Origin of the sequence: Rhodanobacter sp. B04 (assembly GCF_002001125.1) — a bacterium.
In the GTDB taxonomy this organism is placed as follows: domain Bacteria; phylum Pseudomonadota; class Gammaproteobacteria; order Xanthomonadales; family Rhodanobacteraceae; genus Rhodanobacter.
In genome coordinates, this window is the sequence record NZ_MUNV01000007.1 from 56838 (window position 1) to 81791 (window position 24954).

Below are 24954 nucleotides of genomic sequence, written 5' to 3' on the forward strand. Positions count from 1 at the left end.
CATCCTGACCTGCCGTCCATGAAATCCGCCGCGCCCTCGAGTCCCAGAGGGCGCGAAGCGCCGTTCGCCCGCCGGACCCAGCCCGCCGGTCTTGATTTCATTTCCGCATGAAAAAACTTTCATGCACCACCCATGCTGCAACGCGTCATGCAGGCTTAGAATAGGCGTGCTCGTGCGTCCCCACACGAGACTGCCCGTTGTTCCACTCCCCCGATTTGTCCATGACCGATGCCTCCTGCGTTCCCGTCCCGGCGGAAGACCCCCGCCGCGGGGTGATGCTGCCGATACTCAGCACTGTCGCCTTCACCTTCGCCACTTACCTGACCATCGGCCTCTCGCTGGCGGTGTTGCCGGGCTTTGTGCACGGCAACCTCGGCTTCAGTGCGATGCTGGCCGGCTTGGCCATCAGCGTGCAGTACGTGGCAACGCTGATCAGCCGCCCACATGCCGGACGCATGGCCGACACCCTGGGCCCCAAGCGCACCGTGCTGACCGGGTTGACGATGTCTGCCGTCAGTGGCGCATTGCTGTGGCTGGGTGCGCTGGCCCCCGGCCAGCCCGTGCTCAGCCTCGGCCTGATCCTGGCCGCACGCCTGGCGCTGGGGTGCGCCGAAAGCTGCGTCGGCACCGGTTCCATCGCCTGGGGCATGGGCCAGGTCGGACATCGGCACACGGCACGGGTGATTTCGTGGAACGGCGTGGCCACCTACGGCGCACTTGCTGCCGGGGCACCGCTCGGCGTGATGATCCAGCACCGCTTCGGCTTCGCGGCCATCGGCGTGGCCAGCCTGATCTTGATGCTTGCAGCACTGCCGCTGGCGCGGCTCAAGCGCGCTACCACGGTGGCCGGCGGTGAACGTTCGCCCTTCCGTACCGTTGCCGCCCGCGTGGTGCCTTACGGCATCGGGCTTGCGCTGGGCTCGATCGGCTTCGGCTGCATTGCCACCTTCATCACCCTGCTCTACGCCGAGCATGACTGGAACGGCGCTGCGCTGACGCTGAGCGTGTTCGGCGTGATGTTTGTCGGCGTACGCTTCGTGTTCGGTCGCACCATCAACTGGCTGGGCGGCTACCGGGTGGCGATGGCCTCGCTCGCCATCGAGGCGATCGGGTTGGTGACGCTTTGGCTGGCAAGCGATGCGCGGATGGCAGGCGTAGGCGCCGCCGTCGCCGGGCTGGGCTTCTCGCTGGTGTTCCCGGCGCTCGGCGTGGAGGCTGTCCATCGCGTGCCGGAACATAGCCGCGGCAGCGCGCTCGGCGTGTTCTCCGTGTTTCTCGATGTGGCCATGGCCATCGCCGGCCCGATCGGTGGCTGGATCGCCGGCGGCGGAAGCTTCAACGCCATCTATGGCTATGCCGCCGTGGCTGCCGCGCTCGCTGTCATGCTCATCTTGCTGCTGCAGGCCCGGGCCGTGCCCGCGAACAGCGGCTGATCATCACGATCGACGATTACCCCCGAGGCCGTGCAGAAACATGTGACGGCGTTATCGAAAAATTGCACCTCCTGAAGAGCGTGAGTTAAGGTTGTCGCGAGGGCGGCTTGCTCACGGCATCGTCCGAATATCACTCGATAAAGGCAGTACACAATCATGCGACGTTTGGCTTTGCTTGCTCTTCTTGCCGTTTCTGCGGTCTGCCTGGGACAGGGAGCGGCGGCTCAAGATGGAAAGGCTCCTCAGGCTGCAAGCAGCACCGCCACCGACATCATGAAGATGTCCCCGCAACAGCAGCAGCAATTCCGTTGCGAGCAGACCAGGGAGCAGATCCAGCAGCAGCTCAGCAACAAGGTAAAAAGCCCTTCCGATGAGGCCAACCTGAAATCGCTGCGGGAAAGCGAAAGGATCAGCTGCGCTCCTCCGCTGGTATCGCCACCTGCCTCGGCAGCCGCCATGCCAGCCAAGTATCCCGCGCAGGCCATGCGCCAGCACCATCAGGGCGTCGTGATCGTGCAAGTGGAGCTTGCTGCCGACGGCTCGGTTACCGGCGACAGCGTTTATCAATCCAGCGGCTTCCTTGATCTGGATCGCTCCGCCATGGAAGCCGTGCGCGGCTGGCATTTCGACACCCGGCTCGGTCTCTCGCTGAGGGTTCCGGTGCGCTTCAACCTGGCCAATTGATTGGAAAGCACGCGCAGGAAACCTTGGCGCCGCCGCAGAGACTGTGGATGCCGACGACAAGGCAGCCAAGCCGGCCCACCCGGCCTTGCCGATGCCGGCGTCGCTTTTCGGTTCGCCCATAGCAGATAAGAGATCGCCCCGGCTCTTTTCATCAAGGGCGCAATGAAGCCACGGCCGCGCGGGCGATATCCGCAAACAACGCGTCACGTTGCGCCTGCGAAGCCGGCGAATCGGTCAGGAAGGCCGCAACGATCACCGTGTGGCCATCCGGCCCGGTGAAAATGCCGATGTCGTTGAATGCGGCCGTCCTGCCGTCCAGCGAATCGGAGGTGCCTGTCTTGTCGGCGAAACGAACCCCGTGCGGCCCCCCTGCCCTCAGACGATTGGGAATGGTTTGTGCGGCCATCAGGTCGAGCAGGTGCTGCGTGGAAGCCGGCGTCAGCAGTTCGTTGCCCTGGAGCTTGCGCAGAAACGAGACTGCGGCATCCGGCGTACTTCGATTGGTCGGCGCGGCAAGAAAAGCCTTGAAGCCGCGACGATGGCGTTCGAGCGACGCCTGTGCGGATTCCTTCGCTGACACCTCCTGCCCGGGCTTCAGATCCTGAAACATCCGCCCCACGCCAGCCTCGTCCAGATCCACACGCATGCCAGCGATACCGTGCGCGCGCAGGAACGCGGTCACCACCTGCGGACCACCGACGAGCTTCAGCAACGCATCCACGGCGGTGTTGTCGCTTTCGCTGACCGCGGCCTGCAACAGCTGTTCGACCGTGAACGTCATCCGCTCGCCGCGGAAATGTGCCCCGATGGATGGCACGGCCGAGCCGTTCAGCACGTCCGCACGAGTCACAATCACCTGCTGTTGCAGCGAGAGCTTGCCTGCATCGATTCGTGAGAGTACCGCGGCAGCCACCGGTGCCTTGAATACGCTCATCATCGGAAAGGCCTGGCCGGCATTCACGCCGGCTTCGACGCCGCTTTGCAAATCGAGTACGGCGACACCCAGTGTTCCGGGACGCGCCCGTTGCGCCAGCGCAGCAAGTGTCCGCTGCAGCCGGGCATCCTGCGTTTTCGTCGCGGAAACCTCCAGCGCATTCACTGACGGCGCCATGCCGGCGAACGACAACGCAAACACCGCCGCGGCGACGGTGTAGCGACGAGTACGTGAACGATCCATGGGGCGCTTCCTTGTCGAAGGGGTAACCAACCGTAATCTGGCACACGTTTGTGGCGAAGCCGTGGCCTGTCGCTGGCCTGGCCTGGGCGTCCTGCCTCGCGTTCTCACCGGCGCCGATACATCAAGTCACCTGCTGCGGGCGGCTCCGACCGAATGAGTTTCAGGCCCATGTCGATCCTGCGTGCACTCGTTCGTCACATGCAGGAAGGTGACCATATCGGTTCCCGCCCAGGAGACTGCCATGTCCTACATCGATGGTTTCGTGATCGCCGTACCCAACGCCAACCGCGAGCAGTTCATTGCGCATGCCAGCACCTTCGACGTCATTTTCATGGAGTACGGCGCCATCCGGGTGGTGGAGTGCTGGGGCGACAACGTACCCGATGGCAAGCTCACCGATTTCCGCCGCGCCGTGCAGGCTGAGAAAGACGAGTCCGTGGTGTTCTCCTGGATCGAATGGCCCGACAAGGCCACCCATGATGCCGGCATGGAGAAATTCATGAAGGATCCGCGCATGGCGGCCGCGAGCGCCTGCCCGTTCGACGGCAAGCGCATGATCTTCGGCGGTTTCGTGCCGGTGGTCAGCCTGCCGGCATAGCCATGGCAAGCTGGTTCTCACTCTACCCACACGCCCTGCAAGACAAGGGCTGATCCTCTGCAATGGAAACCATCATGGCCACCAACACCGTGCGTCTCCACCGCGTGCTGCGCGCCCCGGCCGAGCGGGTCTACCGCGCCTTCCTCGACGCCGAGGCGATCGCCAAGTGGCTGCCGCCGAACGGCTTCACCTGCAAGGTGCACCAGCTCGACGCACGCGTCGGCGGCAGCTACCGGATGTCGTTCACCAACTTCTCCACCGGCAACGGCCACAGCTTCGGCGGCACCTACCGCGAGCTCGTGCCGGGCGTGCGCATCCAGTACACCGGCCGCTTCGAAGACCCCAACCTGCCCGGCGAAATGACCACCACCATCGCCCTGCGTGCCGTATCCTGCGGCACCGAATTGCAGGTGGTGCAGGAAGGCCTGCCCGAAATGATTCCGGTCGAGCTGTGCTACATGGGCTGGCAGGAGTCGCTGGTGCTGCTCGGCAAGCTGGTGGGCGTCGACATTCCGGATTGACCGGCACTGCGTCGATCAGCTTTGTGGCTTGCCGTCGCGACGGATCCACTTGACACATGCCGAAACGTTGGGAGGAATGCGTCGCTCCCGCCCACCTGTGGCTACACTGCATTTTCCGAAGAATGCGAGGATCACGCGATGCGCTGCCCACGGATCGTCCGCGGAACAACGCTTGCCATCGGCGTGCTGACAGGCTCGTTCGCCATCGCCAGTACAATGCCGCGACAGACCGGACCGCAACCCGACGCCACGGCAGCCGCGACCGCATGGCGAATGGGCGCCATCGAGTCGCTCGCCACGCAGCAGGACGCCGACGCCCTGATCACCGCCGCCGCGCTTGCGCAGAGCCTGCCGGGCGATCCGGGCAAAGCGCTGGGCCTGCTGGATCGCGCCACCGCCATTGCGCCCCAGGCCGCGGATATCGGTCTGCTCGATGTGATCCGCTGCAGCAATCAACCCGGTTGCGACGCGCTGAAGCGGGAAACCCGCGTACGCGGCATCGATCCCCACAATGCCGATGTGTGGATGGCCGCGTTGCATGACGCCTCCACTCATGCGGATCAGGCGCGCATCGACGAAGCGCTGTCGAACATGGCGCACTCCACCTATTTCAATGTCTATTTCGTGTCCCTCGGACGACGCTTCATCGCCGGATTGAATCGTGTCCCCACGCCACCGGGCGATCCGGCAGACCATGCCGGCACGCCCGCTGCGCAACGGCAGATACGCGCGATGAGCATCGTCGCCGCGCTGGCCATGCCGGCATTGCAGGATCTGATGCATGCCTGCAAACCAGGCTCAGCGGCCGGCGATGGCCGCCGCAAGACTTGCCGCGATATCGCAAGCTCGATGGAGCATGGCGACAGCATGCTGGCGAACCTGATCGGCCTGCGGCTGCATGAATGGACTGCACGCGATGCCGGCGACCTTGCCGATGCCGTGGCGCAGCGCCGCCGCCTGCAGTGGCGGATGAATCAGCTGAACGCGATCGCGGGAACTCCGGCGTTGCCGCCAATGAAAGAGATTGCCACCATGCTGGCGCATGAGCGCGAAGTCGACGGCATCGATGCGATGCTCGCCCACGCCGGCAGGCCGCTCGATCCGCCGGCAGACTGGCAGCCACCACAACCGCAAGGTTCACGCCCTCCATCCAGTCCGTGAACTCGCGACGGCCAGAACCAAAGAGCGCCAAGGCATCGCCGGCCATGGAAGATGGTTCTGGCCCGAATGGCGCCTACAAGGCACAAAGCCGCCGCTGTCACGCGCAGGCAACCATCGTCGCCAGCCCGGCGAGCGCATCCTTGTCGAGGCCGATCGTCGTGGCCGCCAGATTCTCGCGCAAGTGCGCCACGGAGGAGGTACCCGGGATCAGCAGGATGTTGGGCGCGCGCACCAGCAGCCATGCCAGCGCCACCTGCATCGGCGTGGCGCCCAGCCGGCGCGCCACGTCGGACAAGGTATCCGATTGCAGCGGGGTGAAGCCGCCGAGCGGGAAGAACGGCACGTAGGCGATGCCGTGGCGGCCAAGCTCGTCGATCAAGGCGTCATCCGCGCGGTGCGCGAGGTTGTAATGGTTCTGCACGCAGACCACCTCGGCGATGCCGCGCGCCTCGGCCACCTGCGTCGCGGTGACGTTGCTCAGGCCCAGGTGCCGAATCAGGCCGCGCTGCTGCAGTTCCGCCAGCGCGGTGAACTGCGCCTCGATCGAGCCTTCGGCCGGCGCGTGCACGTCGCCCATCACGCGCAGGTTCACCACGTCCAGCGCATCCACGCCGAGGTTGCGCAGGTTGTCGTGCACTGCCGCCGTCAATTCGGCCGGACTCTGCGCCGGATTCCACGAGGCGTCGGCACCGCGCGTCGCGCCCACCTTGGTGACGATCACCAACTGGTCCGGATACGGGTGCAGCGCCTCGCGGATCAACTGGTTGGTCACGTGCGGACCATAGAAGTCGCTGGTGTCGATGTGATTCACGCCGCTCGCCACCGCCTCGCGCAGCACCGCCAGCGCGGCGGCGCGGTCCCTCGGCGGCCCGAACACGCCGGGGCCGGCCAGTTGCATGGCGCCGTAGCCCATGCGGTTCACCGCGCGACCACCCAGGGCAAACGTGCCCGCCTTCTTCAAGTTGCTCATGTCGTTCTCCAGGCAAGAAGCGGCTGGCATGCCGTCATGCATGCACTGTACGCACATGCCGGTTGCCTGATAATCCGATGCAATCGGCACGGGCCGTACGGAATTTCGAACAATGGATACAGAGCTGCGGGATCTGTTTGCGTTCCTGGCCGTGGTGCGCGCCGGAGGCTTCCGCGAGGGCGCGCGCGCCAGCGGGATGTCGGCCTCGCGACTGAGCGAGAGCGTGCAGCGCCTGGAAACCCGGCTGGGTGTACGGCTGCTCCATCGCACCACGCGCAGCGTTTCGCCCACCGAGGCCGGCGCACGGCTGGCCGAACGGCTGTTCCCCGCGCTGGGCGAAGTGGAAGCGGCGCTCGACGTGGTCAACCACGACCGCGACCGGCCGGCCGGTACGCTCAAGCTCAACGTACCGGCCACCGCGGCACGGCTGGTGCTGCCGGCGATCGTGACGCCGTTCCTGAAAAGCTATCCCGACATCCGCCTGGATGTCGTCGTCGAAGACAGCTTCGTGGACGTGCTTGCCGCCGGTTGCGACGCCGGCATCCGCTACGACGAGCGGCTGGAGCAGGACATGATCGCCGTACCGATCGGGCCGCGCATACAGCGCATGGCCACGGCCGCCGCGCCGGCGTATCTCGATGCGCGGGGCCGGCCGCAGCACCCGCGCGACCTGCTCGCCCACGCCTGCCTGCGCGGGCAGTTCGCCAGCGGCGTCATTCCCACCTGGGAATTCGAGCGCACTGGCGAGATCGTGCGCGTCGATCCCACCGGCCCACTGCTGGTGCGCCTCGGCGCAGCGGTGGATTTGGCGGTGGCTGCGGCCGTCGAGGGCCTCGGCATCATCCATCTGTTCGAAGCGTGGTTGCAGCCGCACTTCGACAGCGGCGCGCTCGAACCCGTGCTCGAGCCCTGGTGGCAGAACTTTACCGGCCCGTACCTGTACTACTCCGGCCGCCGCCACCTGCCTGCGCCGCTGCGGGCGTTCGTGGACTTCGTGAAGGCGACGGGAGGAGATGGAAGTTGAGGTGGCTCGACTGCATCCGCTTGGTCGAACGACATTCCTAGTTGGCGCGTGCCGCATGCATGCGGCGGATGCGCACCATGCTGCCGCCTTCATAGGTCACCACATAGGTGGAGCCTTCATGCGTCTGCTGCGCCACCTTCACGGGGTCGGCCCCGACGGCTTTCTGCACAGCGTCCTGATGATAGGCAGCCAGATCGCCATTCGGAATCAGCACCAGCGGCGGGCTGATCTGCTGGAAGCTGGTGAAGTGGCCACCACACTTGGTCGTATCGGGCTCGAACCTGAGCCAGTCTTGGCCACAGCTCGCGCCGGAGACTTCCGGCAAGCGCTTGAGCCAGATGAAATACTTGTTCTCGTGGGTAATCCAGACCCGATTGCGCCGGGTATCGTCACCGCCGATATCGTTCGAGTTCCAGAAGCGGACGATCGAAGCCTCGTGGCAGTCGGCCGTGGCACACTCCTGCAGCACCAGATACTCGTCGTCCTGCAGATGGATCGGCTCGATGCTGAGGATGTCGTCCTTCACCAGCGCCTGCGCGGGGAACACCACCGAAGGCATGCGCGGATCGACCTTGAAGTCGCCGGAGATCAGATAGCCGCCATGCTGCGATGAATACTCTGGCGCGGTGACCTTGACCGCGGGCAACGTGGTTTGCGCCGAGGCGACGAGACTCGCCAAGGCCAGGCTGCCTAGCCATAGGGTGCATGCCGACTTCATCGGGCCTCCTGACCATGGACGAAACAGTCGCCGCCACAGCACATGGCGGCGGACAGCATTGCGGTCGTAGTAAATACCGATTGTTGCAGCTTGTCCAAGAAAGGCCGGCCGCCCCATATCGGGCAACGCGCAAGCGTTTCTTTGATGCTGGACGCAACACGAGCGATCTTGCGAAAAGCATTCCAATACATGCCTTCCGTTTTCGTCAACGCCGCTGGACACCGGGCCTTCAGCATGTCGACACAGATCCCGAACGAAGCGACGAATACCGTCTGCAGCAACACAGCTTCGCTGGAGGTGGAAATCGGCACGGCCTGATGCACGATGGCGCGCACTTCCGCGCCGCGGTCAAAACGAAGACTGCAAACCGACGAAGCATTCAGGCTGAATCCCCTCGCTGGAGTTCTGTCGAAGGGCTGCCGCTAGGCGGCCAAAGGCGAGGGCTTGGCGTGCGGGAGACCGCCCATGCCGAGCAACGTGGCTTCGACCGCTTCATCCCATGGCGTATGCGGTTCATATCCCAACACGGCGTACAACTTCGCGTTGTCCATTTGCACCGGCGTGCGCCACAGGTAGCGCATCTCGCGCATTTCCCGAAAGGTCGCGACAAAGGGCGAGAGCAGCGTCAGCAGCCACCAGGGGAAGGCGACGACGCGCGGCTCACTGCCGGTGTGACGGCCCATCACGCGGCGGATCGCCGCGCTCATCTGTGTTCCATCGGCATCCCAGTGACCGGCCATGTGGAAACTGGCGAAAGCGTCCAGCCTCTCGCGGCGCGCCAGCAGCTCGACCATGGTGCGCGCGACGTCCGGCAGATACGACCATTGATGGCCGATGCCGCGGCCGCCTGGATAGCTCACCGTCCTGATCGGCTTCGTGGGCTTCACCAGCCCCTGCGAGAACCAGCTGTTGCCGGTTTTCGGGCCAAAGAAGTCGCCGGCCCGCACGATCAGCACGCGTGCACCGCCGCGGCTCGCATCGAGCAAATGCCGTTCCATCTCCACCCGAATGGCGCCCTTGCGGGTGACCGGGTGTTGCGGCGAGTTTTCGGTCAATACCGGCAAGGCATCCGGGCCGTAGTTGTAGACCGTGCCGGGAAACACGATCGTCGCGCCCTGGGCGATCGCGGCGGCGATGGTGTTGTCCAGCATCGGCAGCACGAGCTCCGACCACTGGCGATAGCCGGGCGGATTGACCGCGTGGACGATGACCGCGCAGCCCTGCGCGGCCTCCAGCACGTCCTGCCGGTTCATCGCGTCCCCGGACAGCCAGGTGATGCCGTCCTTGCGCTCGACCGGCCTGGCCGCACCCCGTTTCAGCGCCCGCACCTGCCAGCCCGCATCGCGCAGCTGCCGCGCGACTTCGCCACCGATGCCACCGCTGGCGCCCAGAACCAGAGCGTTGTTGTTGCTCGCCATGACCTTATCCTCACCGTGGTTGGTGGGGAAATTCTGGGTCGCGGATCGTTACCATGGAATTGCCCAGCATGAGCTACCTGCTATACATTTATGCATGAACACGACGATCGGCTGGGAGTTCTATCGTTCCTTCCTGGGCGTACTCAAGGAAGGCTCGCTGTCCGGCGCTGCACGCGCATTGGGCATCACACAGCCCACGGCAGGACGGCACATCGCCGCACTGGAACAAGCCCTGGGCGTGGCCTTGTTCACGCGCTCGCAAGTTGGGCTGATGCCCACCGAGATCGCGTTGGCATTGCGCCCGTATGCCGAAGCGATGGAAAGCACCGCCGCATCGCTGGAACGCACTGCCAGCAGTCACGGCGAAGGCGTGCGCGGCGTGGTCCGCGTGTCGGCCAGTGACGTGATCGGCGTGGAGGTATTGCCGCCTGTCATTGCGCGACTGCGCGACCGGCATCCCGATCTGAAGGTCGAGCTCGTCTTGACCGATCGGATACATGACCTGTTGCGACGCGAAGCGGACATTGCCGTGCGCATGATGCGCCCGGATCAGGGGCAGCTGGTCGCGCGACGTATCGGACAGATTGAACTCGGCTTGCATGCACGCAAGGACTACCTGGCTCGCCATGGCGAGCCGCGCACCGTCGCTGAGCTGGCGAGCCATTCGGTCATCGGCTACGACCAGCCATCGGCCTTTGTCCGCAAGACCGAAAAGTCGGTGCATGGCTTCAGCCGCGACATGTTCTCCTTGCGCACCGACAACAATCTCGCGCAGCTGGCCTTGATCCGCGGTGGTGCCGGCATCGGCTTCTGCCAGGTACCTATCGCCAGGCGGGATGACTCCCTGGCACGCGTGCTGGCCAGGAAGTTTTCGCTGCAACTCGAGACCTGGGTCACCATGCATGAGGACCTGCGCAACAGTCCCCGCTGTCGCACCACCTTTGATGCCTTGGTCGAGGGGCTGCAGCAATATGTCGCTTAGGGATGGTCGAATAACTCGTCATCCCGGCGAAAGCTCGGATCCAGTGCCGTTGCAAGTCACTGAAGACGCCGGATTCCAGCTTTCGCTGGAATGACGGGCAAAGGCTTATTCAGACCATCCTTAGGGCTTGTTTGCAAACCAAAGGAGGCAGACCCTCGGTCTGCATGTCGAACTGCGCATCCCTCGTTCGCCGAAGTAGATGAAAGGCACCCTGCCCGTCCTGAACCAGGAGAACCCACATGGCCAGCAAGAACACGATCTGCCTTTGGTATGACGGCGCCGCCCTGGATGCCGCGACGTTCTACGCCGAGACGTTCCCGGATAGCGCCGTGGGTGCCGTCTATCATGCGCCGGGTGAATATCCCGCCGGCAAGCAGGGCGATGTGCTGACGGTCGAGTTCACCGTCATGGGCATCCCGTGCCTGGGATTGAACGGCGGCCCCACGTTCCGGCACAGCGAGGCGTTCTCGTTCCAGGTAGCCACCGACGACCAGGCCGAAACCGACCGCCTGTGAAACGCGATCGTCGGCAACGGCGGCCAGGCCAGCGCCTGCGGCTGGTGCAAGGACAAGTGGGGGCTGTCGTGGCAGATCACCCCGCGTGTGCTGATGGACGCGATCGGCGATCCTGATCCCGCCGCCGCCAAGCGCGCGTTCGACGCCATGATGGAAATGACGAAGATCGACATCGCCGCGATCGAGGCCGCGCGGCATGGCTGACGGTGGCAGCGCTCTGCCACTGCGGCCACGCATGGGTCGTCATGGGTCACCGGGACGCTGCGACCGAGAATCAACAAGGGCACAGTGCACGCGGTCGCCGGAAAATGCCTCCCATCCAAGCACTCCACACGACCAGCCATGACCAGCTCCTGCATCGATCCAGCGCTCGTTTTCGCCTGGCAAACAGCACATTCCGTCGCGCGGGGATCCCCGCTCCCTGTTCACGACCGCGGGGGCATCCGGGTGGATACCCACTCGGAAAAGGAACTGAAACGCTGGGTATTTCCAAGGCCATGCGATGGGTTGCGCGCGGTCGCACGGGACATTGCGGCTCCCCGACACTTCTTGAAGCTGTGCGGCTCCAACGAAGAGCTGCGAAGTGCACTACCCGCCCGCTGGGAGATCCAGCCAGAAAACTATTTCATGATGGCGGCAGCGACCATCCTGGATACAAGGCCCTTGCCGCACGGATACAGGATGGAGCTCGATCGGACCGGGCCCGTCGCTCGGGCACGCATCATCGCCCCGGATGGCGATCTGGCCGCAAGCGGATGCGCGGCGGAAGCGGCTGACGTCTTCATTTATGACCGCATCGAAACGGCGCAGGATCACCGGCGAAAGGGATTGGGCATCGCGGTGATGGTCGCTCTTGGGGCTGCGAGGAAATCTCTCACAAACCCGCAGCTTCTGGTCGCGACGGGAGACGGCCGCAGCCTCTATGCGAGCCTTGGCTGGTCGGTAATCGCGCCATTCGCCACCGCAACCATTCCGGAAAGTTGAGCCTGTACGCGGATCGATCCCGCACTCCGGCCACGCTCACTGCCAGCAAGTGCGTTGGACTTGCTCCGTATCGCCAACCAGCCGACCCTCCGACTGAAGGTCGCTGGTCGGCCCCTGGCGCCCCGCGCCAAACGACAAGTTCGCGTGTCTCTATCCCGGATTGACTTTGGCACCCGACACCAGTCGCGCGCCCAGCGCCACCAGCGGTGCAAGCGTGACAAGGAATGTCAGGTGGTACCAAACCGGAAACTTGTTCCAGATGTGGATGTGGTCCGGCACAAACAGCGCGAGCATCACCAATCCGACGATCCATGGCGCCACGCTTGATCGCGTGATGGTACGTACCAGCGCACCGGCGGCGAGGGACGAGAGCGCCCCGATCGAAAGACGCGCGATTTTCATGCCGAGCGTGAACAGCATCGCCGGCTCGGCCTGCACATAGCCCGGTAGCCGGACCTCGCCGCCCATGTCGCGCGTTGAAGCGCGGCCAGCGTGCTTTCGCTGTTCCATGGGCGGTGCTCACCAGCAGGCAGCCGAGCGGATGACAAAGGCTCGCTTTGGATCGTGGGTTCAACGGATCCCCATAGCGGGCAGAATCGACATTCCATAGCCGAGCGTTCGACGATAGCGACTCCGCCACCCAAACATCGCCCGAGGACCTGCATGGCAAAGATCGTTATCTACGGCGCTGGCTCGATTGGCTGCTATGTCGGCGGACGCCTGCTTGCCGGAGGTAGCGATGTCAGTTTCATCGGGCGCGCGCGCGTCGCCGAGCAGTTGCGCCATCGAGGCCTCACGCTGTCACGGCACGACGAAAGCCGCTGGCATGTGCCCCCGCAGCAGATCGAGGTATCGACCGACCCGGCGATGGCGGCCAGCGCGGATCTCGTGCTGGTAACCGTCAAGTCCACCGCAACCGCCACGGCAGCGGCCGAACTGGCGAACGTGCTTCGTCCCGGCACGATCGTCGTCAGCCTCCAGAACGGCATCGGCAACGCCGACGTGCTGCGCGCCGCGCTGCCGCAGAACACGGTGCTGGAGGGGATGGTGCCCTTCAATGTCGTCGAACGCGGCCCTGGCGCCTTTCACCAAGGCTCGGCGGGCGCGCTGGAGATCAGGCGTGCGCCGGCCATGCAGCCGTTCGTCGACGCGTTCGGCAAGGCGGGGCTGCCGCTGATCCAGCACGCCGACATGTTGCCGGTGCAGTGGGCGAAGCTGCTGCTCAATCTCAACAATGCCATCAACGCGCTGGCGAACCGGCCCTTGAAGGAGGAGCTATCGCAACGCGCCTACCGGACCTGCCTCGGCATGGCGCAGCAAGAAGCGCTGGCGCTTCTGCAGCGCGCCGGCATGCGACCCGCCAGGCTGACACCGCTTCCGGCCAGCTGGATACCGCATGTCCTCGGCCTGCCCGATGCATGGTTCGAGCGGCTGGGCCGCCGGATGCTGACCATCGATCCGCTCGCGCGCTCGTCCATGTCGGACGACCTGGCGGCGGGTCGTACCACGGAAATCGACTGGATCAACGGCGAAGTCGTGCGCCTCGCCCAGCGGCTTGGGCAAACCGCACCGGTGAACGAACGGCTATGCGAACTCGTGCGGCAAGCCGAGCGAGCCGACGTACGCCCTTCATGGTCGGGCGAAGCGCTGCTGGCGCAGATGCGGACCGCAGCCGGCGCCTCCTCGTAAGCGGGTCAGGCCGTAAGCGGGTCAGGCTGGACTTTCGCGCCAGGTCAACCTGCCTTTACCAAGTGAACCTGGACCCCGTTTTGGTTACACCACGATCACCAGCGATGGTCGACGCGCGCAATGGCCCATGCGCGGGTATGGATGGTTTGCCGGGAGGCGATGCCGATGAGCATAGTTCTTCATGACTTCGCTTTCTTGAGTACAGCCTCAAGCCGCCAGCCCTTTGCGCACCGTTTTCGCCGCCGCCACAGCAATCAGATCACCCGCATCGACATGTTGGGACAGGTACCGCTGCATGGCGGCGTACTCCTCCTGCGGGAGCTGGTCGTACACCTACCTTGCAAACACGGATGATTCGATGAATTCCTGCGTGACGGACTCCTTTCCGCGCCCGCAAACCATACGGCATTCGCGGGTTCGCTCACTCCACAGCCACCTCATAACTCCGCATCCGCATGCCGCATCACGCCGGCGCCTGCAAGCTCTCCGTCGCCAAGCGGAAATGTGTCTTGCGCGAGGAAAGGGCTCCGAGACTCCTGCCCCGTCTCCCGCTACTGATAGGTCGGGAGCTGCCGCACGATGGGCGACGTGCTGCCTGGGAGCGAATGCGCGGGCAGCGCGAGGTAGGTGGCCCGCTCTTCGCACACGCCGGGTTTCGTACCCTGCGGTGGCTCCAGTCTTTGCGCATTCACGTCGCCGATGATGTCGCGCAGCTTCATCACGTCGCGGACGATGGCATCGCCCATGATCGACAGCGTGAGGTCGGACAGCTCGGCGTGATCGCTGCAGGTCACCACATTGCCAAGGGCCCGCAGGCTGTCGAGCAGCAGGTTGATCTCGTCGAACTGATCCAGGCTGACGCCGAAGAGGCAGCGGTTGCCAGCCGCATCCCTTACCGGCTCGGCGATCTGAGGTGTTGCACCTTCCGTGCAAGCCTCCGCGTCCGCACCGGCCTCGCATGCTGCCGTCCGATCGCGACGCTCGGCCGGCCAGGAGAGTTCGTCCAGCACCTGCCCGATCTGCTCCTCCAGCAACTCCATGCAGATCGCCACCTCGCCCGGGCGAATCTCCGCATACCGCTCCTGATCCTCGTCCGGCCTGCGCGGCCGCGCGAGGTTGGTCAGGAACCCCACGTATTCGCGTAGCTGCTTCAGCCGCAGCTGGCTGTCCTCCGGCAGGAAATGGCCCGTCGTTTCCAGCTCACCCGCATCGACCGTCGACATGTTCGCCTCCTGTTCCGTGAAGTGCCCGTCCGTGGCATGACGGACGGGGTGTCGGGAGGATGGAAACCGCGCATAGCCGGCGAGCCTGGCGACGGCGGCAGCGATGCCATCCATGGTCGACATGGTGCAACTTAAAATTGGCCAAGTCAACAACTTGAAGTTGCATTCATGCGCGGACGGGTGCGCAACAATGCGTTGCATCCACTCGACGTCCCCGGCGTGGGCACGTGGCGACGATGCAACCACAGGAACCTGGATGACAGCACCCTACGAGGAGTTCGCGGAGCGCCTGCAGCAGACGCTGGACCGTGTCCGTTTCGTGCAAGGACGCGGAAGAACCGGCGCCCTCGCAGACCGCTACGCCGTGTCGCGTGAAACCGCCCGCAAATGGCTTGCCGGCCTGGCCCTGCCCGAACTTGCCCGCATCATCGAACTGGCGAAGGATTTCAACACCAGCTTCGAATGGCTCGCCACCGGCCGCGGCCATGCCCGCCTGGGGGTGGGGGAAAAATCCTCCGTCTACCAGCGCCTCAGCGACGACGAACTGCGCCTTCTCGACGCCTTCCGCAACCTGCCCGAGGCCAAGCGCAAGCTGCTGGTGGAATTTCTCTCCTAGTCCTGCCGACGCAACGAACGGGACGAAGTGAGCTGGCCCTGTCTTGAAATGACGAACGGCACTGGCCGTCCCTCGATCCAGACGCAACGCTGCTGGCTTGGCACAGGAGTCGCGACATGAATCCTTTCGCAGGGTGTTGGACGCTATGGCTGTTGATCTGGCTGGCCGCGGCGTTCCGCAACAAACGCACCGCGCGCCGCGAAAACCTGGCGTCGTGGGTCATGCACATGCTGCCTCTGGCGATCGCGGCGGCACTGCTTGCGGTCGACTGGACGCCGTGGCCGTTGCTGCAGCAGGAGGTCTTGCCTTATCGGGCGGCTTTCTACTGGATCGGCCTGGCGCTGACCTTCGGAGGCCTGGCCTTTACGGTGTGGGCACGTCTCCGCCTCGGCACGAACTGGAGCGGCTCGGTGCAGGTCAAGGCTGAACATGCGCTGGTGCGCAGCGGCCCGTACCGCTGGGTGCGTCACCCCATCTATACCGGCCTGCTGGCAGCCCTCCTCGGCACCGCGATTGCCATGGACCAGTGGCTCGGCCTGCTCGCGTTCGCGATCGTGCTGCCCGGCCTCCTGTACAAACTGCGCCTGGAGGAACGCTGGATGGTCGAGACCTTCGGCGAGGCCTACCGCGACTACCGCAAGCATTCCAAGGCGCTGATCCCGGGCATTCTTTGACAGGCCGGCCCTGGCGTCAGGTGCAATGCCTCGCCCGGATAGCCCTCCAAAATTGTCCGCGACACGAATGGCACTATCTTGGCCAGGGTACGACGCCGCAAAGACTCGGACGCCTTGTGCCACGAGCAAAGGGAACAGAGTTCGCTCGCAAGTAACGACCCCGCCATGCTGCCCCGGGAAGAACACTGCACAGCCGAGCCGACCTGTCCCGTACCCACGGACCAGCATGCGGCTCGATGCAGTTGGCTCGGGCGATAGGGTTGCGACGATTGCAGCGGTGGCGAAGCCGGCCACCTCGGGGAACAACAGCCGGTCCAGCCGATCACGAACCAGGCCCGCGAAGGTGGCGAACCCGAGTGCGACCACGACAAGCGCCGAAACTGCCGGTTTCCAATTCAAGACGATGTCCGCGACAGACCCGACGCATGACAATCGCACGACGCCCGCCGGTGAAGTCCGCTTGGAGGCGCCCTGAAAACGCGAAAGGCGGAGCGGGTCGAGCTATCCCCGCAGGTTTCAGATCCGGGTTTTGCCGTTGGGCACGGCTTATGCACACGAGAAAAATTTTCGCGGCGTCCAGTGATGCCTCAGCGCCATGTGAGCGTAGAGTTGCGCTTCTGTGCCAGTTGGGGTGGCGCAGCAACAGTAAGCCAACTTGAACATTCAAATGAGGGGATTCCAGATGAAGATCCTGACTTGTTGTGTGATGTCTGCGCTTGCACTGACGACGGCCGCGAGCACGCTCGCCGCGGAGGCCGACAAAGCGGTCGTCAACCGGGACTGGACCGACACGGTGGCACCGGCCCAGCAACAGGCCTATGAGGCCGGCCTGAAGGCCTACAACCAGTGTCTGCGCGACCATGGCGTCAAGTACAACCAGGCTACCGTCACGCATGAAACGGGCGACACCTACAAATACTCCACCGTCACCGGGCCGTACACCTGGGCCGATTTTGACGCGATGGACGCGGCGACCAAGCCGTGCGACACCACCTGGCGCACGCAAAGCAATCCGCACCTGTTGAGCGAGACCAGTGTCTTCATGGTGGACCAGCCCGAGCTGAGCCACATGCCCGCCGGCTGGGAGAAACAGGCGCCGCCAGCCCTCATCAACGTCATCTACGAGACGCTGAAACCGGGGCATGACGCCAGCGAAGCGTTCATTGCGGTGATCAAGAAAATCGCGGCGGCCGCCGAAAAATCGAAGTGGCCCTATTACTTCAGGGTGATGAAGGTGGACGGTGGCGACGAGGGCTCCCCGGATTACCTTGTGGTCTTGCCGGAAAAGAGCTGGGCGGACTACGGCGCCGACGCCAGTCCGTCGCTATGGAAGATGGTCGAAGGCGTCTACGGCAAGGATGACACCGCCGCGTTGCGCAAGTCGCTCAACGACGCGGTTCAGCATTCGTCTTCGCACATCGATCGTTCAAACGCGGATTTGAGCTATATCCCAGGCAAGTGAGCGAAAGTAACGACTGATCCGGGCGCCCCAAACCACGGGTCGCCCGGATAACTCAGGGCAGGCCACAAGCAAATCCTGTTTTCCGGACCCGTGGTTCATCCGGCGCCACTGGATGTTCCGGGTAGCCGCCATCGTCGGGGGTGAGATATGCGTGTGGGTCGAACGGTGACAGGTCCAGTTGCCAGGCCTCGGGACGTGAACCTCAACACGCAACGCTCCTGTGCCCTGATGGCTCCGTGAGCGCTTTGCGGGCGCCTAACCCACGGGCTTCGATGCCGCCCCGAGGAAGCGTTTGACGATCTCCGGCAGCATCGGGTCGACGGGGAGCGTGTAGTGGGTGGTGTTCGGCACGATGGCGAGCTGGCTTGCGGGCCGCAGCGAGCCATCGAGCCCGGCATCGCGCTGGCCGCCTCCCAACGCCTTCCAGAACTCGACCATGTGTTCGGGCCGGATGGCGTCGGCGTCGGCATAAACCAGCAGTGTGCGTGCGTGGAGCTTGGCGACCTCGGCGCTCCAGTCGTAGGGGCGTTGGGTCAGGTCACCGACCTTCCTGAAGAGGTTGGTCCAATCGACATCGGGATAGGCCTTCCCCAATGGCGATGCCTTGACGCCGGGGCCAAGCGTGGCCGCGTTGGCCTCCAACTGTTTGAAGGCCGCCACCACCTCCGGATAAAAACCGTCCTGCCGCATCGCCGCGGACACGAGCACGAGCCGGTCGACCACGCCCGGATGGCGGATGGCGGTCTGCAGCGCGACGCTGGCGCCCAGCGAGTAGCCCATGACGTCGGCCTTGCCGAGGTTCAGATGGCCGATCAGCGCGGCGATGTCGTCGCCCATCGTTTCGCTGCGCAGTGGCCTGTCCGTGTCTGGCGTGCGCCCATGCGCCTGCAGATGGGGCGCGATCACCTGCCGGCCCGTGGCCAGTTCGGCCAGATTGCTCCCGAAGCTGTCCGGGTCGATGCCACCGTGGAGAAGAACCAGCGGCTTGCCGGCGCCATGCACGCTGTAAAAGAGAGGCTGGCCATCGACGTCGGCAAAATGCTGGTTCGACATGGCGAGCGTCTTCCTGGCTTGAACGGGAAGAGCCGCGGTCAGCACGGCGGTCGCCATGGCAGTCTTCAGGAAATCGCGTCTGAGCATATCGTCCTCACGTGGCGTCGAACTGGCCGGCGCGGCGACGATCGCGTGTTTCCTCGCCGCCCCTTCCATACACCGGTGGCCGCGGGGCGGTCACGATCCGCCTGCGAGCAACTCATCCAGCTGCGCGAACTGTTCGGGCAGGCCTTCCGCCGAACCGGCGAGCGCGTCCTCCAGGGCCGCTGTCGTGGGATAGCGTTCGTGGAAGGTGACCAGCGTCCTGCCGTCATGCTCTTCGAACGTCACCGTGGTCACGGCGCCCTCGTCGCTTTCCTCATTCATCCAGACGATGCGCTTGTGCGGCGTCACTTCGCGGTACGTACCGAAGAACGCCATCGGTTGGTCGAAGGCCGGATGGCTGAACACGAGGCGATACGCGCCGCCGGTGCGAATATCCATCTCGCACGAGACCAGCGTCATCCCCACCGACTTCGGCACCCACCCCTGTTCCGACGAATGCTACGATCCCAGACCCGGCCGCTTGCCCACTGGATCGGGCCTTTAAGGCATCAACTCAACAGTCCGCGAAACGGGGTGGAACCCGACACCTTTTCCAAATCCGAAGGTAGCCCAATATGGCAAACATATATCTTCATCCATTCACTCAAGCCACCCACTACGTCGGCTTTGGTGCGCGAGCTCGAATGAGCTTGCCATCCTGGGTTTCATTACGCGGTATTTCCCCTACGCTGGGGACGGCCAAGTACTGTTACCTGGGGGAAATGGGGGACACGTCAGATACGTTTTCGAGGTGCACGGAAGCGACTGACAAGATATACGTTCTGGGGCACGGCGCTCCCGGTTCGGACGTGATTACGACTGGCACCGCAGAACCTGGGAGATGCAGCGTTGAAGATCTGGTGTTTATCTTCATCCAACATCAACTGCCAGCAGGATCGAGAGCTCACATACGAATTCACGCCTGCCATAGTGGGAGCGGGACAACGGTAAGACAAAGCTTTGCGCAAAGGTTTTCGAGGGAAATGGGCGACGCCGGGTTTGTAAATATAACCGTGCGTGGCTACACCCAAGCTGTCGGCCCCTACTTCATTTCGCGACTGGGCGAACACGGGCGTGTCAACCCGACCGCAAATGAATATATCAACGGCATCATTCAGCCATAAAGAATGGGATAAGGGGACGGGAATTAACCTTCATCAATTGCGCCCCTTTTGCAATCCCCTCTTGGAGAATTATCCCCGTCCAAAGGTGTCCGTCAAACCCGGGCCAGCTCAACCTGCACCCTGTTTTGTTTTTCTCCTTTTCTCGCGATCCCGCCGGTGGGAGCCAAGCCTTTATCGGTGTGCGACCGGCTCAACGAGTGGTATCTCGCCATCGGAACGGCTCTGTCGATCAAGCACGGCGCGCATTTCGTCCACGTCCTTTTGCAGCGATGGAGCATTGCTGAAGTTCGCATCAAAATAAGCGACGGTATCGCGAAGCCCCGCCCGCGGCTGTCGTTCCTGGATATGGGCACGCAGAAGCCAGCCGTAAGGATTATGTGGATGCTGCTTGATCAGCTCGTCGGCAATTGCCCACCCATTGCTCCATTCGTGGGTCACATTCACGTAAAGGTTGCCCAGTTCGACCAGTGTCGGCATATCGACCGGATCCACTTCGAGTGCTGCACGCAAATCCGCCTCGGCATGCGGTGCATCGTTCATTGCCTCGTACGCTTCCGCTCGCACCTTCCACGCATACATGTTGTGCGATGACCTCTTCAGCAAACGGGTAGCCTCTGTAATCGCCCATGCCAACTCATCAAATTCAATCAGATCGTAGATACGATTGACCCGGGCATCCTCGATCGCCGGATCGAAGCGCAACGCCTCAGACAGATACACCGCCTCAAGTTCCTGGTTGCTTCCGTGTGCGGCATTGCCCGCAAGCAGCATGTTGCCGCTGCTGCCCATGTGATCAAACGCAACCGGATAGGCGGCCAACTCGACCGATTTTTCACATTCGCAATTGCTGGCTTCATAAACCATTACGTCAGAGAGCAGCAACCGAAGAAGCGGATTCTCTGCTGCGTGGGTCTGAGCTTCGGTTGTGACCTGTTGCATGGCCAGCAGCGACCCGCCCCACTTTGGCTGATCCACCCACATCAGCATGTCGTGGATCGAGGAGTTGTCCGGCGCTACCGCCAGCCCACGCCGGGCGGCGTCAAGTGCGTAGTCACGGCCAAGACTGAGGCCGCCAGCCTTGATCATCGCGCTGTACACCGGAGTCAACCGGGGATCGAGCGCAATGGCGTGACGCAGGTCGGTATCCGCCTGCTGCAGGCGTTGATCCATGGCCTTCACGCTGCCTTGCGGCGTGTTCTCGATATAACCATTGCCGCGTTCATAGCCCGCCATCGCAACATAGGCATATCCGCTTGCTGCATAAGCAAAGGCACTGCTTGGCGAGCTCCGCTTCCACGCATCCAGCGTGGGGCGAATGGCGGCCGAACCATTGTTGAAGTCCTGATAGAACGCGCGATCGAGTCGACCACGCGCCGTCGGTCGGGTTAGTTGTGCTTGCAGGAGACCTGAGAAAAGCCGGTCGACTTCAGCGGCTTTGCCCGCATGGATCAGCTGCTGCACCCTGGCAAACGACGGCACTGCCTGGAAGCGGTACTGGCAATAGGCGACCACCGCGTCGTGCATCCAATGACTGCCTGGCGGATCGGGATACGCGAGGCAACGTCCCAGGGGGGCGGCGATTGACTCGGCTTTTCGGGCTCGCTCGAGAAAAGCATGCGTTTCCTCACGAGTGAAGATCGCTCCCCTGGGCAGCTCCTTGACCTGCTGCGGTACAGGCGGCGAAAACAGATCCTGTCGCATCACCGACTGCTGCGCGCGATTTCGCATGGCGGTCGGCATTTCCCTGTTCGAAGCCGGCGCCGCGCAGCCGGCCAAAACGAGCAGCAGCGGCACAACGGCCGTCCACGTCCCTTTTTTCCACACGGTCATTTAGGCATCCCCCAATCCCCCCAGAGGAAGAATGGTGTCAGGGACAATTGGAGCGACTTGGTAGACGATCAGAAATTGTCCCTGCCACCTTTTTCTTGCTGCCCGTCACTTTCGGAAAATATTGAAGGCCACAGGCATGCGAACGATGCTCACTATTGCCACGCCAGCACGCTTGCCCGGATTGAACCTCGCCTGCATCATGGCTCTGATCGCAGGCGGGTCCAGCAAATCGGCCAGAGCAACGCTGCTGCCGTCTTTCCTCACGATGGAATAGGCCGCTTTCTGCGGCACTATGTACCCAGCCTTGTCGCGTGCGTTTTGGACGAAGCTCTGACTCTCCACGATGCATTTGATCGGCACGCCATCCTTTCCTACGTAGGTCAGGGTAACCACCGTGCCGCTGATCAGCGCCTGCCGCGCCTCTTCCGGATACTCGATAGTGCCCATGCTGATCAGGCTGGGCGGCTCATAGCCGACTGTTTGAGCTTGCGCGACAGGTGGGCCGATGGTTTGGGTAACGACGTCTGGCAACGCTCCATCCTTGAGGGTGCCCGTGGCCATCATCCCGGCGAGGTCAGCGTCACGCTCTTGCCGCGCCTTGCTTATCGAGGGATCGAAGCGCAGCGCCTCGGACAAGTAGACTACCGCCAGTTCCGGATGATGACTTTCATGTGCAGCATAGCCGGCGTGAGCGAGCTCACCGCTCAAGGCGACCTGATCGAATACGACCGGGTATTGCGCCAACTGGTCAACGCTGTTGCAGTCGCAATCCTGCATGTCAGCCTCGTAGACTTTCCGCCCACTCAACAACACGGTCAGCAGGGGGGCGCTCGATACGTGTGGCTGCACCTGGGCAATCACCGAAGACATCTCCGACAGCGAACCGAGCCACTTTGGCTCTGACATCCAAAGCCACTCTCCATAGATCCGATAGCTGGTCGGATCCACATGCAAGCCTTCCCGGGCTGCATCCTCGCCAAAGACCTTGTTCGACGATATTCCGGCAGCCTCGATCATGGCAGCGTACGCTGGTGTGATCTGCGGATTCAGCTGGACGGCTTTCTGCAGATCGACAATCGCCAGTTTCAGGAGGCTGTCCATCGACATCAAGTTTGCGGCAGGCGTATTGACAGCGTAATCCTTGCCGCGTGCATCGTAGGCCGCGCTTTCGTACGCAAAGCCGCTGGCTGCATAGGCAAATGCACTTTGTGGCGATTGGCGTTTCCATTCATCGAGCGCGGCGCGAAGGGCTGGCGTGACGTCGCTGAAATCTTCCACGAATATATCTTCGAGCTTGCCTGCACTTGCCGGATCACTGCGCTGAGCCACCAGCGCCTCCGCCATGAGCCGATCGAGCTGCGAGGCGTGACCACCCTGAATCAGTTGAGTGACCTCCTCCACCGAGGGCACGCTCTGGTACAGGTATTGGCAATAGGCCTTTACGGCAACCGGCGTCCAGTGACTCCCGGGAGGATCGGGAAAAGCAAGACAGCGCTGCAGGGGATCGGCATGCGCATCAGCTTTCTGAGCGGCAGTGACGAAAGCCTGTATTTCCTGTTGGCTGAAAAGATGCGGACTTGTGGCAGCCCGAACCGGCATCGCCACTGCACCGTTGCTGTCTTGGCTAACCGACGGTTTGGGAACCGAGGCTGTACATCCCGTTATCAAGAGTAGCGTGACCGCTGCCCATGCCATTCCCTTTGCACCGGAACCAAAGAACATGATGTGTTTCCCCTGCCTAAAGAAGTGCATTCTGACCCAGGTTCTGGACGATGGCATCGCCAATTGTCGACTCCCCCCGAAATTGTCCCTGAAGACTCTGTCGCCGCCTACCGCGGAATGAACCCCGGCAGGCCGGTATCCACGACGCCGTTCAAACGGATGCTGGTCACGATACCTTCCCGGATCTCCTGCATGGCCTCGGCGGGCAGCGCGGCGATATCGAAATTTTCGCGGATGTGCTCCGGACTGGTCGAAGTCGTCAGGAATGCGGTGCCGCGCTGGACGGCCCAGGCGAGCGCGACCTGCGCAGGCGTCTTGCCCACGCGCTGCGCGATGGCCTTGAGTACCGGATCGTCTGTCAGCCTCGGCTCCATGCCGTGACCCAGCGGCGCGAAGGCGAGCAGCACGATGCCATGCGTCGAACAGAAGTCGAGCAACTCCCACTCGGGCAGATACGGATGGCATTCGACCTGCACGACTGCCGGCTTGATACGGGCGTTCGCGACGACCTCCCGCACCTGGTCCAGGCGGATATCCGACAGGCCGATGGACCTGCACTTGCCCTCCTCGACCAGGCGCTCCATCGCACGCCACGTATCCAGCAAAGTCACCCCAGTGTCATAGGCCGGCCGGCCGTGTTCATCCTTTGGATACTGCTCATCGCCAGGTTCGAAAGCGAAAGGCGTATGGATCAGATAGCAATCCAGACAGTCGAGCTGCAGACGACGGAGACTCGCCTCGACGGCGGGCATGACGCGCTCCGGGCGGTGGTTGTTGTTCCACAACTTGGTGGTGATGAACAGGTCGTCGCGTCGAACCGTGCCCTCCGCGATGGCCTCCTTTATCGCATCACCGACCACATCCTCGTTGCGATAGGCCTCCGCACCGTCAAGATGCCGAAAGCCCACCGCCAAGGCGTTTTTTATCGCCCGTTTGGCAGCGACACGATCGGGAATCAACGTACCGAAGCCAACTGCTGGAATCGCACCCGATCCATCGGCAAGAGGAATCGTCGTGTCACGAAGGGTGTCGGAAGTGTGCATGGTCATGCCCCGTTTGCAGGGATCTGCTGCTGAATAATGGTGTAAGGGACAATTCGAGCGACTTGGTAGACGATCAAATTTGTCCCTGCCACATTTTCTGGCTTAGTCACCTTGAAGACTGCGTCATGCGCGCACTCTTTTCCACCCGATCACGCGCCAGATGCTTGATTCAGAAGAAAGAAACGCGGGAAAACCTTAGAACCCGAGCCCTGTTTCAGTTTCTGGCGGCCTCGTGCAGAGCGAGTATGA

General features: G+C 63.2%; 24 protein-coding genes and 1 pseudogene. 13 read left to right on the forward strand and 12 right to left on the reverse strand.

The genetic code is table 11. The annotated features are described in order from the left end of the window. Positions 1-221: 221 nt before the first annotated feature. Positions 222-1433: an MFS transporter gene (locus B0E46_RS04975; RefSeq protein ID WP_217316318.1), complete on the forward strand. Its 1212-nt coding sequence runs from the start codon at positions 222-224 to the stop codon at positions 1431-1433. Between the two features lie 156 nt (positions 1434-1589). Continuing rightward, a complete protein-coding gene (locus B0E46_RS04980; protein WP_077554685.1) occupies positions 1590-2117 on the forward strand; it encodes an energy transducer TonB in 528 nt (175 codons plus the stop codon). Between the two features lie 151 nt (positions 2118-2268). Here B0E46_RS04980 and bla read toward each other — a convergent pair whose 3' ends face one another. Continuing rightward, positions 2269-3294 carry a class A beta-lactamase gene (gene bla, locus B0E46_RS04985; RefSeq protein ID WP_077554686.1) on the reverse strand — a complete coding sequence of 342 codons (1026 nt, stop codon included), beginning with the start codon at positions 3292-3294 and terminating at the stop codon, positions 2269-2271. Positions 3295-3535: 241 nt separating this feature from the next. On the opposite strand from bla, the gene B0E46_RS04990 reads away from it, so the two are divergent. The 3 genes from B0E46_RS04990 to B0E46_RS05000 all read left to right on the forward strand — a co-directional run bounded on the left by B0E46_RS04990 (position 3536) and on the right by B0E46_RS05000 (position 5574). Beyond that, the gene (locus B0E46_RS04990) at positions 3536-3892 is read left to right on the forward strand and encodes a DUF1428 domain-containing protein (RefSeq protein ID WP_077554687.1); all 357 of its coding nucleotides are present in this window, start codon (positions 3536-3538) and stop codon (positions 3890-3892) included. Positions 3893-3966: 74 nt separating this feature from the next. Further along, positions 3967-4413 carry an SRPBCC family protein gene (locus tag B0E46_RS04995; protein WP_077554973.1) on the forward strand — a complete coding sequence of 149 codons (447 nt, stop codon included), beginning with the start codon at positions 3967-3969 and terminating at the stop codon, positions 4411-4413. 273 nt (positions 4414-4686) lie between these two features. Further along, positions 4687-5574: a hypothetical protein gene (locus tag B0E46_RS05000; RefSeq protein WP_077554688.1), complete on the forward strand. Its 888-nt coding sequence runs from the start codon at positions 4687-4689 to the stop codon at positions 5572-5574. Between the two features lie 97 nt (positions 5575-5671). On the opposite strand, the gene B0E46_RS05005 is transcribed toward B0E46_RS05000, so the two are convergent. Beyond that, a complete protein-coding gene (locus B0E46_RS05005) occupies positions 5672-6544 on the reverse strand; it encodes an aldo/keto reductase family oxidoreductase (RefSeq protein WP_077554689.1) in 873 nt (290 codons plus the stop codon). A gap of 133 nt (positions 6545-6677) precedes the next feature. On the opposite strand from B0E46_RS05005, the gene B0E46_RS05010 reads away from it, so the two are divergent. Next, complete coding sequence (locus B0E46_RS05010; protein WP_217316322.1) at positions 6678-7568, forward strand: LysR family transcriptional regulator; 891 nt, start codon at positions 6678-6680, stop codon at positions 7566-7568. 37 nt (positions 7569-7605) lie between these two features. On the opposite strand, the gene B0E46_RS05015 is transcribed toward B0E46_RS05010, so the two are convergent. The 3 genes from B0E46_RS05015 to B0E46_RS05025 all read right to left on the reverse strand — a co-directional run bounded on the left by B0E46_RS05015 (position 7606) and on the right by B0E46_RS05025 (position 9704). Next, positions 7606-8286: a hypothetical protein gene (locus B0E46_RS05015; protein WP_077554691.1), complete on the reverse strand. Its 681-nt coding sequence runs from the start codon at positions 8284-8286 to the stop codon at positions 7606-7608. Continuing rightward, a complete protein-coding gene (locus B0E46_RS05020; RefSeq protein ID WP_077554692.1) occupies positions 8283-8621 on the reverse strand; it encodes a hypothetical protein in 339 nt (112 codons plus the stop codon). The genes B0E46_RS05015 and B0E46_RS05020 overlap by 4 nt, the downstream gene beginning before the upstream one ends. A gap of 87 nt (positions 8622-8708) precedes the next feature. Then, a complete protein-coding gene (locus B0E46_RS05025) occupies positions 8709-9704 on the reverse strand; it encodes an SDR family oxidoreductase (RefSeq protein WP_077554693.1) in 996 nt (331 codons plus the stop codon). Positions 9705-9798: 94 nt separating this feature from the next. Between B0E46_RS05025 and B0E46_RS05030 the strand changes: the two genes are divergently transcribed. The 3 genes and pseudogenes from B0E46_RS05030 (at position 9799) to B0E46_RS05040 (ending at position 12185) form a co-directional block, all read left to right on the forward strand. Continuing rightward, positions 9799-10686, forward strand: coding sequence for a LysR family transcriptional regulator (locus tag B0E46_RS05030; RefSeq protein WP_077554694.1), 888 nt, complete (start codon positions 9799-9801; stop codon positions 10684-10686). 239 nt (positions 10687-10925) lie between these two features. Next, positions 10926-11405, forward strand: a pseudogene (locus B0E46_RS05035) (VOC family protein). Positions 11406-11543: 138 nt separating this feature from the next. Further along, positions 11544-12185, forward strand: a complete 642-nt coding sequence (locus tag B0E46_RS05040) for a hypothetical protein (protein ID WP_077554695.1) — start codon at positions 11544-11546, stop codon at positions 12183-12185. A 150-nt stretch (positions 12186-12335) separates the two neighbouring features. Here B0E46_RS05040 and B0E46_RS05045 read toward each other — a convergent pair whose 3' ends face one another. Continuing rightward, positions 12336-12695, reverse strand: a complete 360-nt coding sequence (locus tag B0E46_RS05045) for a hypothetical protein (protein WP_139350428.1) — start codon at positions 12693-12695, stop codon at positions 12336-12338. On the opposite strand from B0E46_RS05045, the gene B0E46_RS05050 reads away from it, so the two are divergent. Continuing rightward, positions 12678-13874 (forward strand): 2-dehydropantoate 2-reductase, encoded by a 1197-nt coding sequence (locus tag B0E46_RS05050; RefSeq protein ID WP_254425049.1) that lies wholly within the window; start codon positions 12678-12680, stop codon positions 13872-13874. The two genes, B0E46_RS05045 and B0E46_RS05050, sit on opposite strands and share 18 nt — an antisense overlap. A gap of 551 nt (positions 13875-14425) precedes the next feature. Here B0E46_RS05050 and B0E46_RS05055 read toward each other — a convergent pair. Further along, positions 14426-15211, reverse strand: coding sequence for a hypothetical protein (locus B0E46_RS05055; protein ID WP_254425050.1), 786 nt, complete (start codon positions 15209-15211; stop codon positions 14426-14428). A 142-nt stretch (positions 15212-15353) separates the two neighbouring features. On the opposite strand from B0E46_RS05055, the gene B0E46_RS05060 reads away from it, so the two are divergent. From B0E46_RS05060 to B0E46_RS05070, 3 genes are all read left to right on the forward strand, one after another. Further along, complete coding sequence (locus B0E46_RS05060) at positions 15354-15713, forward strand: helix-turn-helix transcriptional regulator (RefSeq protein ID WP_077554698.1); 360 nt, start codon at positions 15354-15356, stop codon at positions 15711-15713. Positions 15714-15829: 116 nt separating this feature from the next. Further along, positions 15830-16387 carry an isoprenylcysteine carboxylmethyltransferase family protein gene (locus tag B0E46_RS05065; protein ID WP_077554699.1) on the forward strand — a complete coding sequence of 186 codons (558 nt, stop codon included), beginning with the start codon at positions 15830-15832 and terminating at the stop codon, positions 16385-16387. A 682-nt stretch (positions 16388-17069) separates the two neighbouring features. Continuing rightward, a complete protein-coding gene (locus B0E46_RS05070) occupies positions 17070-17849 on the forward strand; it encodes a hypothetical protein (RefSeq protein WP_077554700.1) in 780 nt (259 codons plus the stop codon). 255 nt (positions 17850-18104) lie between these two features. Here B0E46_RS05070 and B0E46_RS05075 read toward each other — a convergent pair whose 3' ends face one another. The 5 genes from B0E46_RS05075 to B0E46_RS05095 all read right to left on the reverse strand — a co-directional run bounded on the left by B0E46_RS05075 (position 18105) and on the right by B0E46_RS05095 (position 24711). Next, on the reverse strand, positions 18105-18959 hold the full coding sequence (locus B0E46_RS05075) for an alpha/beta hydrolase (protein WP_168171134.1): 855 nt from the start codon (positions 18957-18959) through the stop codon (positions 18105-18107). 120 nt (positions 18960-19079) lie between these two features. Then, on the reverse strand, positions 19080-19424 hold the full coding sequence (locus B0E46_RS05080; protein WP_256364038.1) for an SRPBCC domain-containing protein: 345 nt from the start codon (positions 19422-19424) through the stop codon (positions 19080-19082). An 857-nt stretch (positions 19425-20281) separates the two neighbouring features. After that, on the reverse strand, positions 20282-21940 hold the full coding sequence (locus B0E46_RS05085) for a hypothetical protein (RefSeq protein ID WP_139350429.1): 1659 nt from the start codon (positions 21938-21940) through the stop codon (positions 20282-20284). Positions 21941-22045: 105 nt separating this feature from the next. After that, positions 22046-23662, reverse strand: a complete 1617-nt coding sequence (locus tag B0E46_RS05090) for a DUF4034 domain-containing protein (protein WP_168171135.1) — start codon at positions 23660-23662, stop codon at positions 22046-22048. 107 nt (positions 23663-23769) lie between these two features. After that, a complete protein-coding gene (locus B0E46_RS05095) occupies positions 23770-24711 on the reverse strand; it encodes an aldo/keto reductase (RefSeq protein WP_254425051.1) in 942 nt (313 codons plus the stop codon). Between the last annotated feature and the right edge of the window lie 243 nt (positions 24712-24954).

What these genes read in the sequence shown, in the direction of transcription:
- B0E46_RS05005 (WP_077554689.1), bottom strand. Translation starts at nt 6,544, where the DNA reads ATGAGCAACTTGAAGAAGGCGGGCACGTTTGCCCTGGGTGGTCGCGCG.
- B0E46_RS05085 (WP_139350429.1), bottom strand. Translation starts at nt 21,940, where the DNA reads ATGACCGTGTGGAAAAAAGGGACGTGGACGGCCGTTGTGCCGCTGCTG.
- B0E46_RS05065 (WP_077554699.1), top strand. Translation starts at nt 15,830, where the DNA reads ATGAATCCTTTCGCAGGGTGTTGGACGCTATGGCTGTTGATCTGGCTG.
- B0E46_RS05055 (WP_254425050.1), bottom strand. Translation starts at nt 15,211, where the DNA reads ATGGATGGCATCGCTGCCGCCGTCGCCAGGCTCGCCGGCTATGCGCGG.
- B0E46_RS05070 (WP_077554700.1), top strand. Translation starts at nt 17,070, where the DNA reads ATGAAGATCCTGACTTGTTGTGTGATGTCTGCGCTTGCACTGACGACG.
- B0E46_RS05075 (WP_168171134.1), bottom strand. Translation starts at nt 18,959, where the DNA reads ATGGCGACCGCCGTGCTGACCGCGGCTCTTCCCGTTCAAGCCAGGAAG.
- B0E46_RS05025 (WP_077554693.1), bottom strand. Translation starts at nt 9,704, where the DNA reads ATGGCGAGCAACAACAACGCTCTGGTTCTGGGCGCCAGCGGTGGCATC.
- B0E46_RS05015 (WP_077554691.1), bottom strand. Translation starts at nt 8,286, where the DNA reads ATGAAGTCGGCATGCACCCTATGGCTAGGCAGCCTGGCCTTGGCGAGT.
- B0E46_RS04995 (WP_077554973.1), top strand. Translation starts at nt 3,967, where the DNA reads ATGGCCACCAACACCGTGCGTCTCCACCGCGTGCTGCGCGCCCCGGCC.
- B0E46_RS04975 (WP_217316318.1), top strand. Translation starts at nt 222, where the DNA reads ATGACCGATGCCTCCTGCGTTCCCGTCCCGGCGGAAGACCCCCGCCGC.
- B0E46_RS05030 (WP_077554694.1), top strand. Translation starts at nt 9,799, where the DNA reads ATGAACACGACGATCGGCTGGGAGTTCTATCGTTCCTTCCTGGGCGTA.
- B0E46_RS05040 (WP_077554695.1), top strand. Translation starts at nt 11,544, where the DNA reads ATGACCAGCTCCTGCATCGATCCAGCGCTCGTTTTCGCCTGGCAAACA.
- B0E46_RS05045 (WP_139350428.1), bottom strand. Translation starts at nt 12,695, where the DNA reads ATGGAACAGCGAAAGCACGCTGGCCGCGCTTCAACGCGCGACATGGGC.
- B0E46_RS05060 (WP_077554698.1), top strand. Translation starts at nt 15,354, where the DNA reads ATGACAGCACCCTACGAGGAGTTCGCGGAGCGCCTGCAGCAGACGCTG.
- B0E46_RS05000 (WP_077554688.1), top strand. Translation starts at nt 4,687, where the DNA reads ATGGGCGCCATCGAGTCGCTCGCCACGCAGCAGGACGCCGACGCCCTG.
- B0E46_RS04980 (WP_077554685.1), top strand. Translation starts at nt 1,590, where the DNA reads ATGCGACGTTTGGCTTTGCTTGCTCTTCTTGCCGTTTCTGCGGTCTGC.
- bla (WP_077554686.1), bottom strand. Translation starts at nt 3,294, where the DNA reads ATGGATCGTTCACGTACTCGTCGCTACACCGTCGCCGCGGCGGTGTTT.
- B0E46_RS05095 (WP_254425051.1), bottom strand. Translation starts at nt 24,711, where the DNA reads ATGACCATGCACACTTCCGACACCCTTCGTGACACGACGATTCCTCTT.
- B0E46_RS05090 (WP_168171135.1), bottom strand. Translation starts at nt 23,662, where the DNA reads ATGTTCTTTGGTTCCGGTGCAAAGGGAATGGCATGGGCAGCGGTCACG.
- B0E46_RS04990 (WP_077554687.1), top strand. Translation starts at nt 3,536, where the DNA reads ATGTCCTACATCGATGGTTTCGTGATCGCCGTACCCAACGCCAACCGC.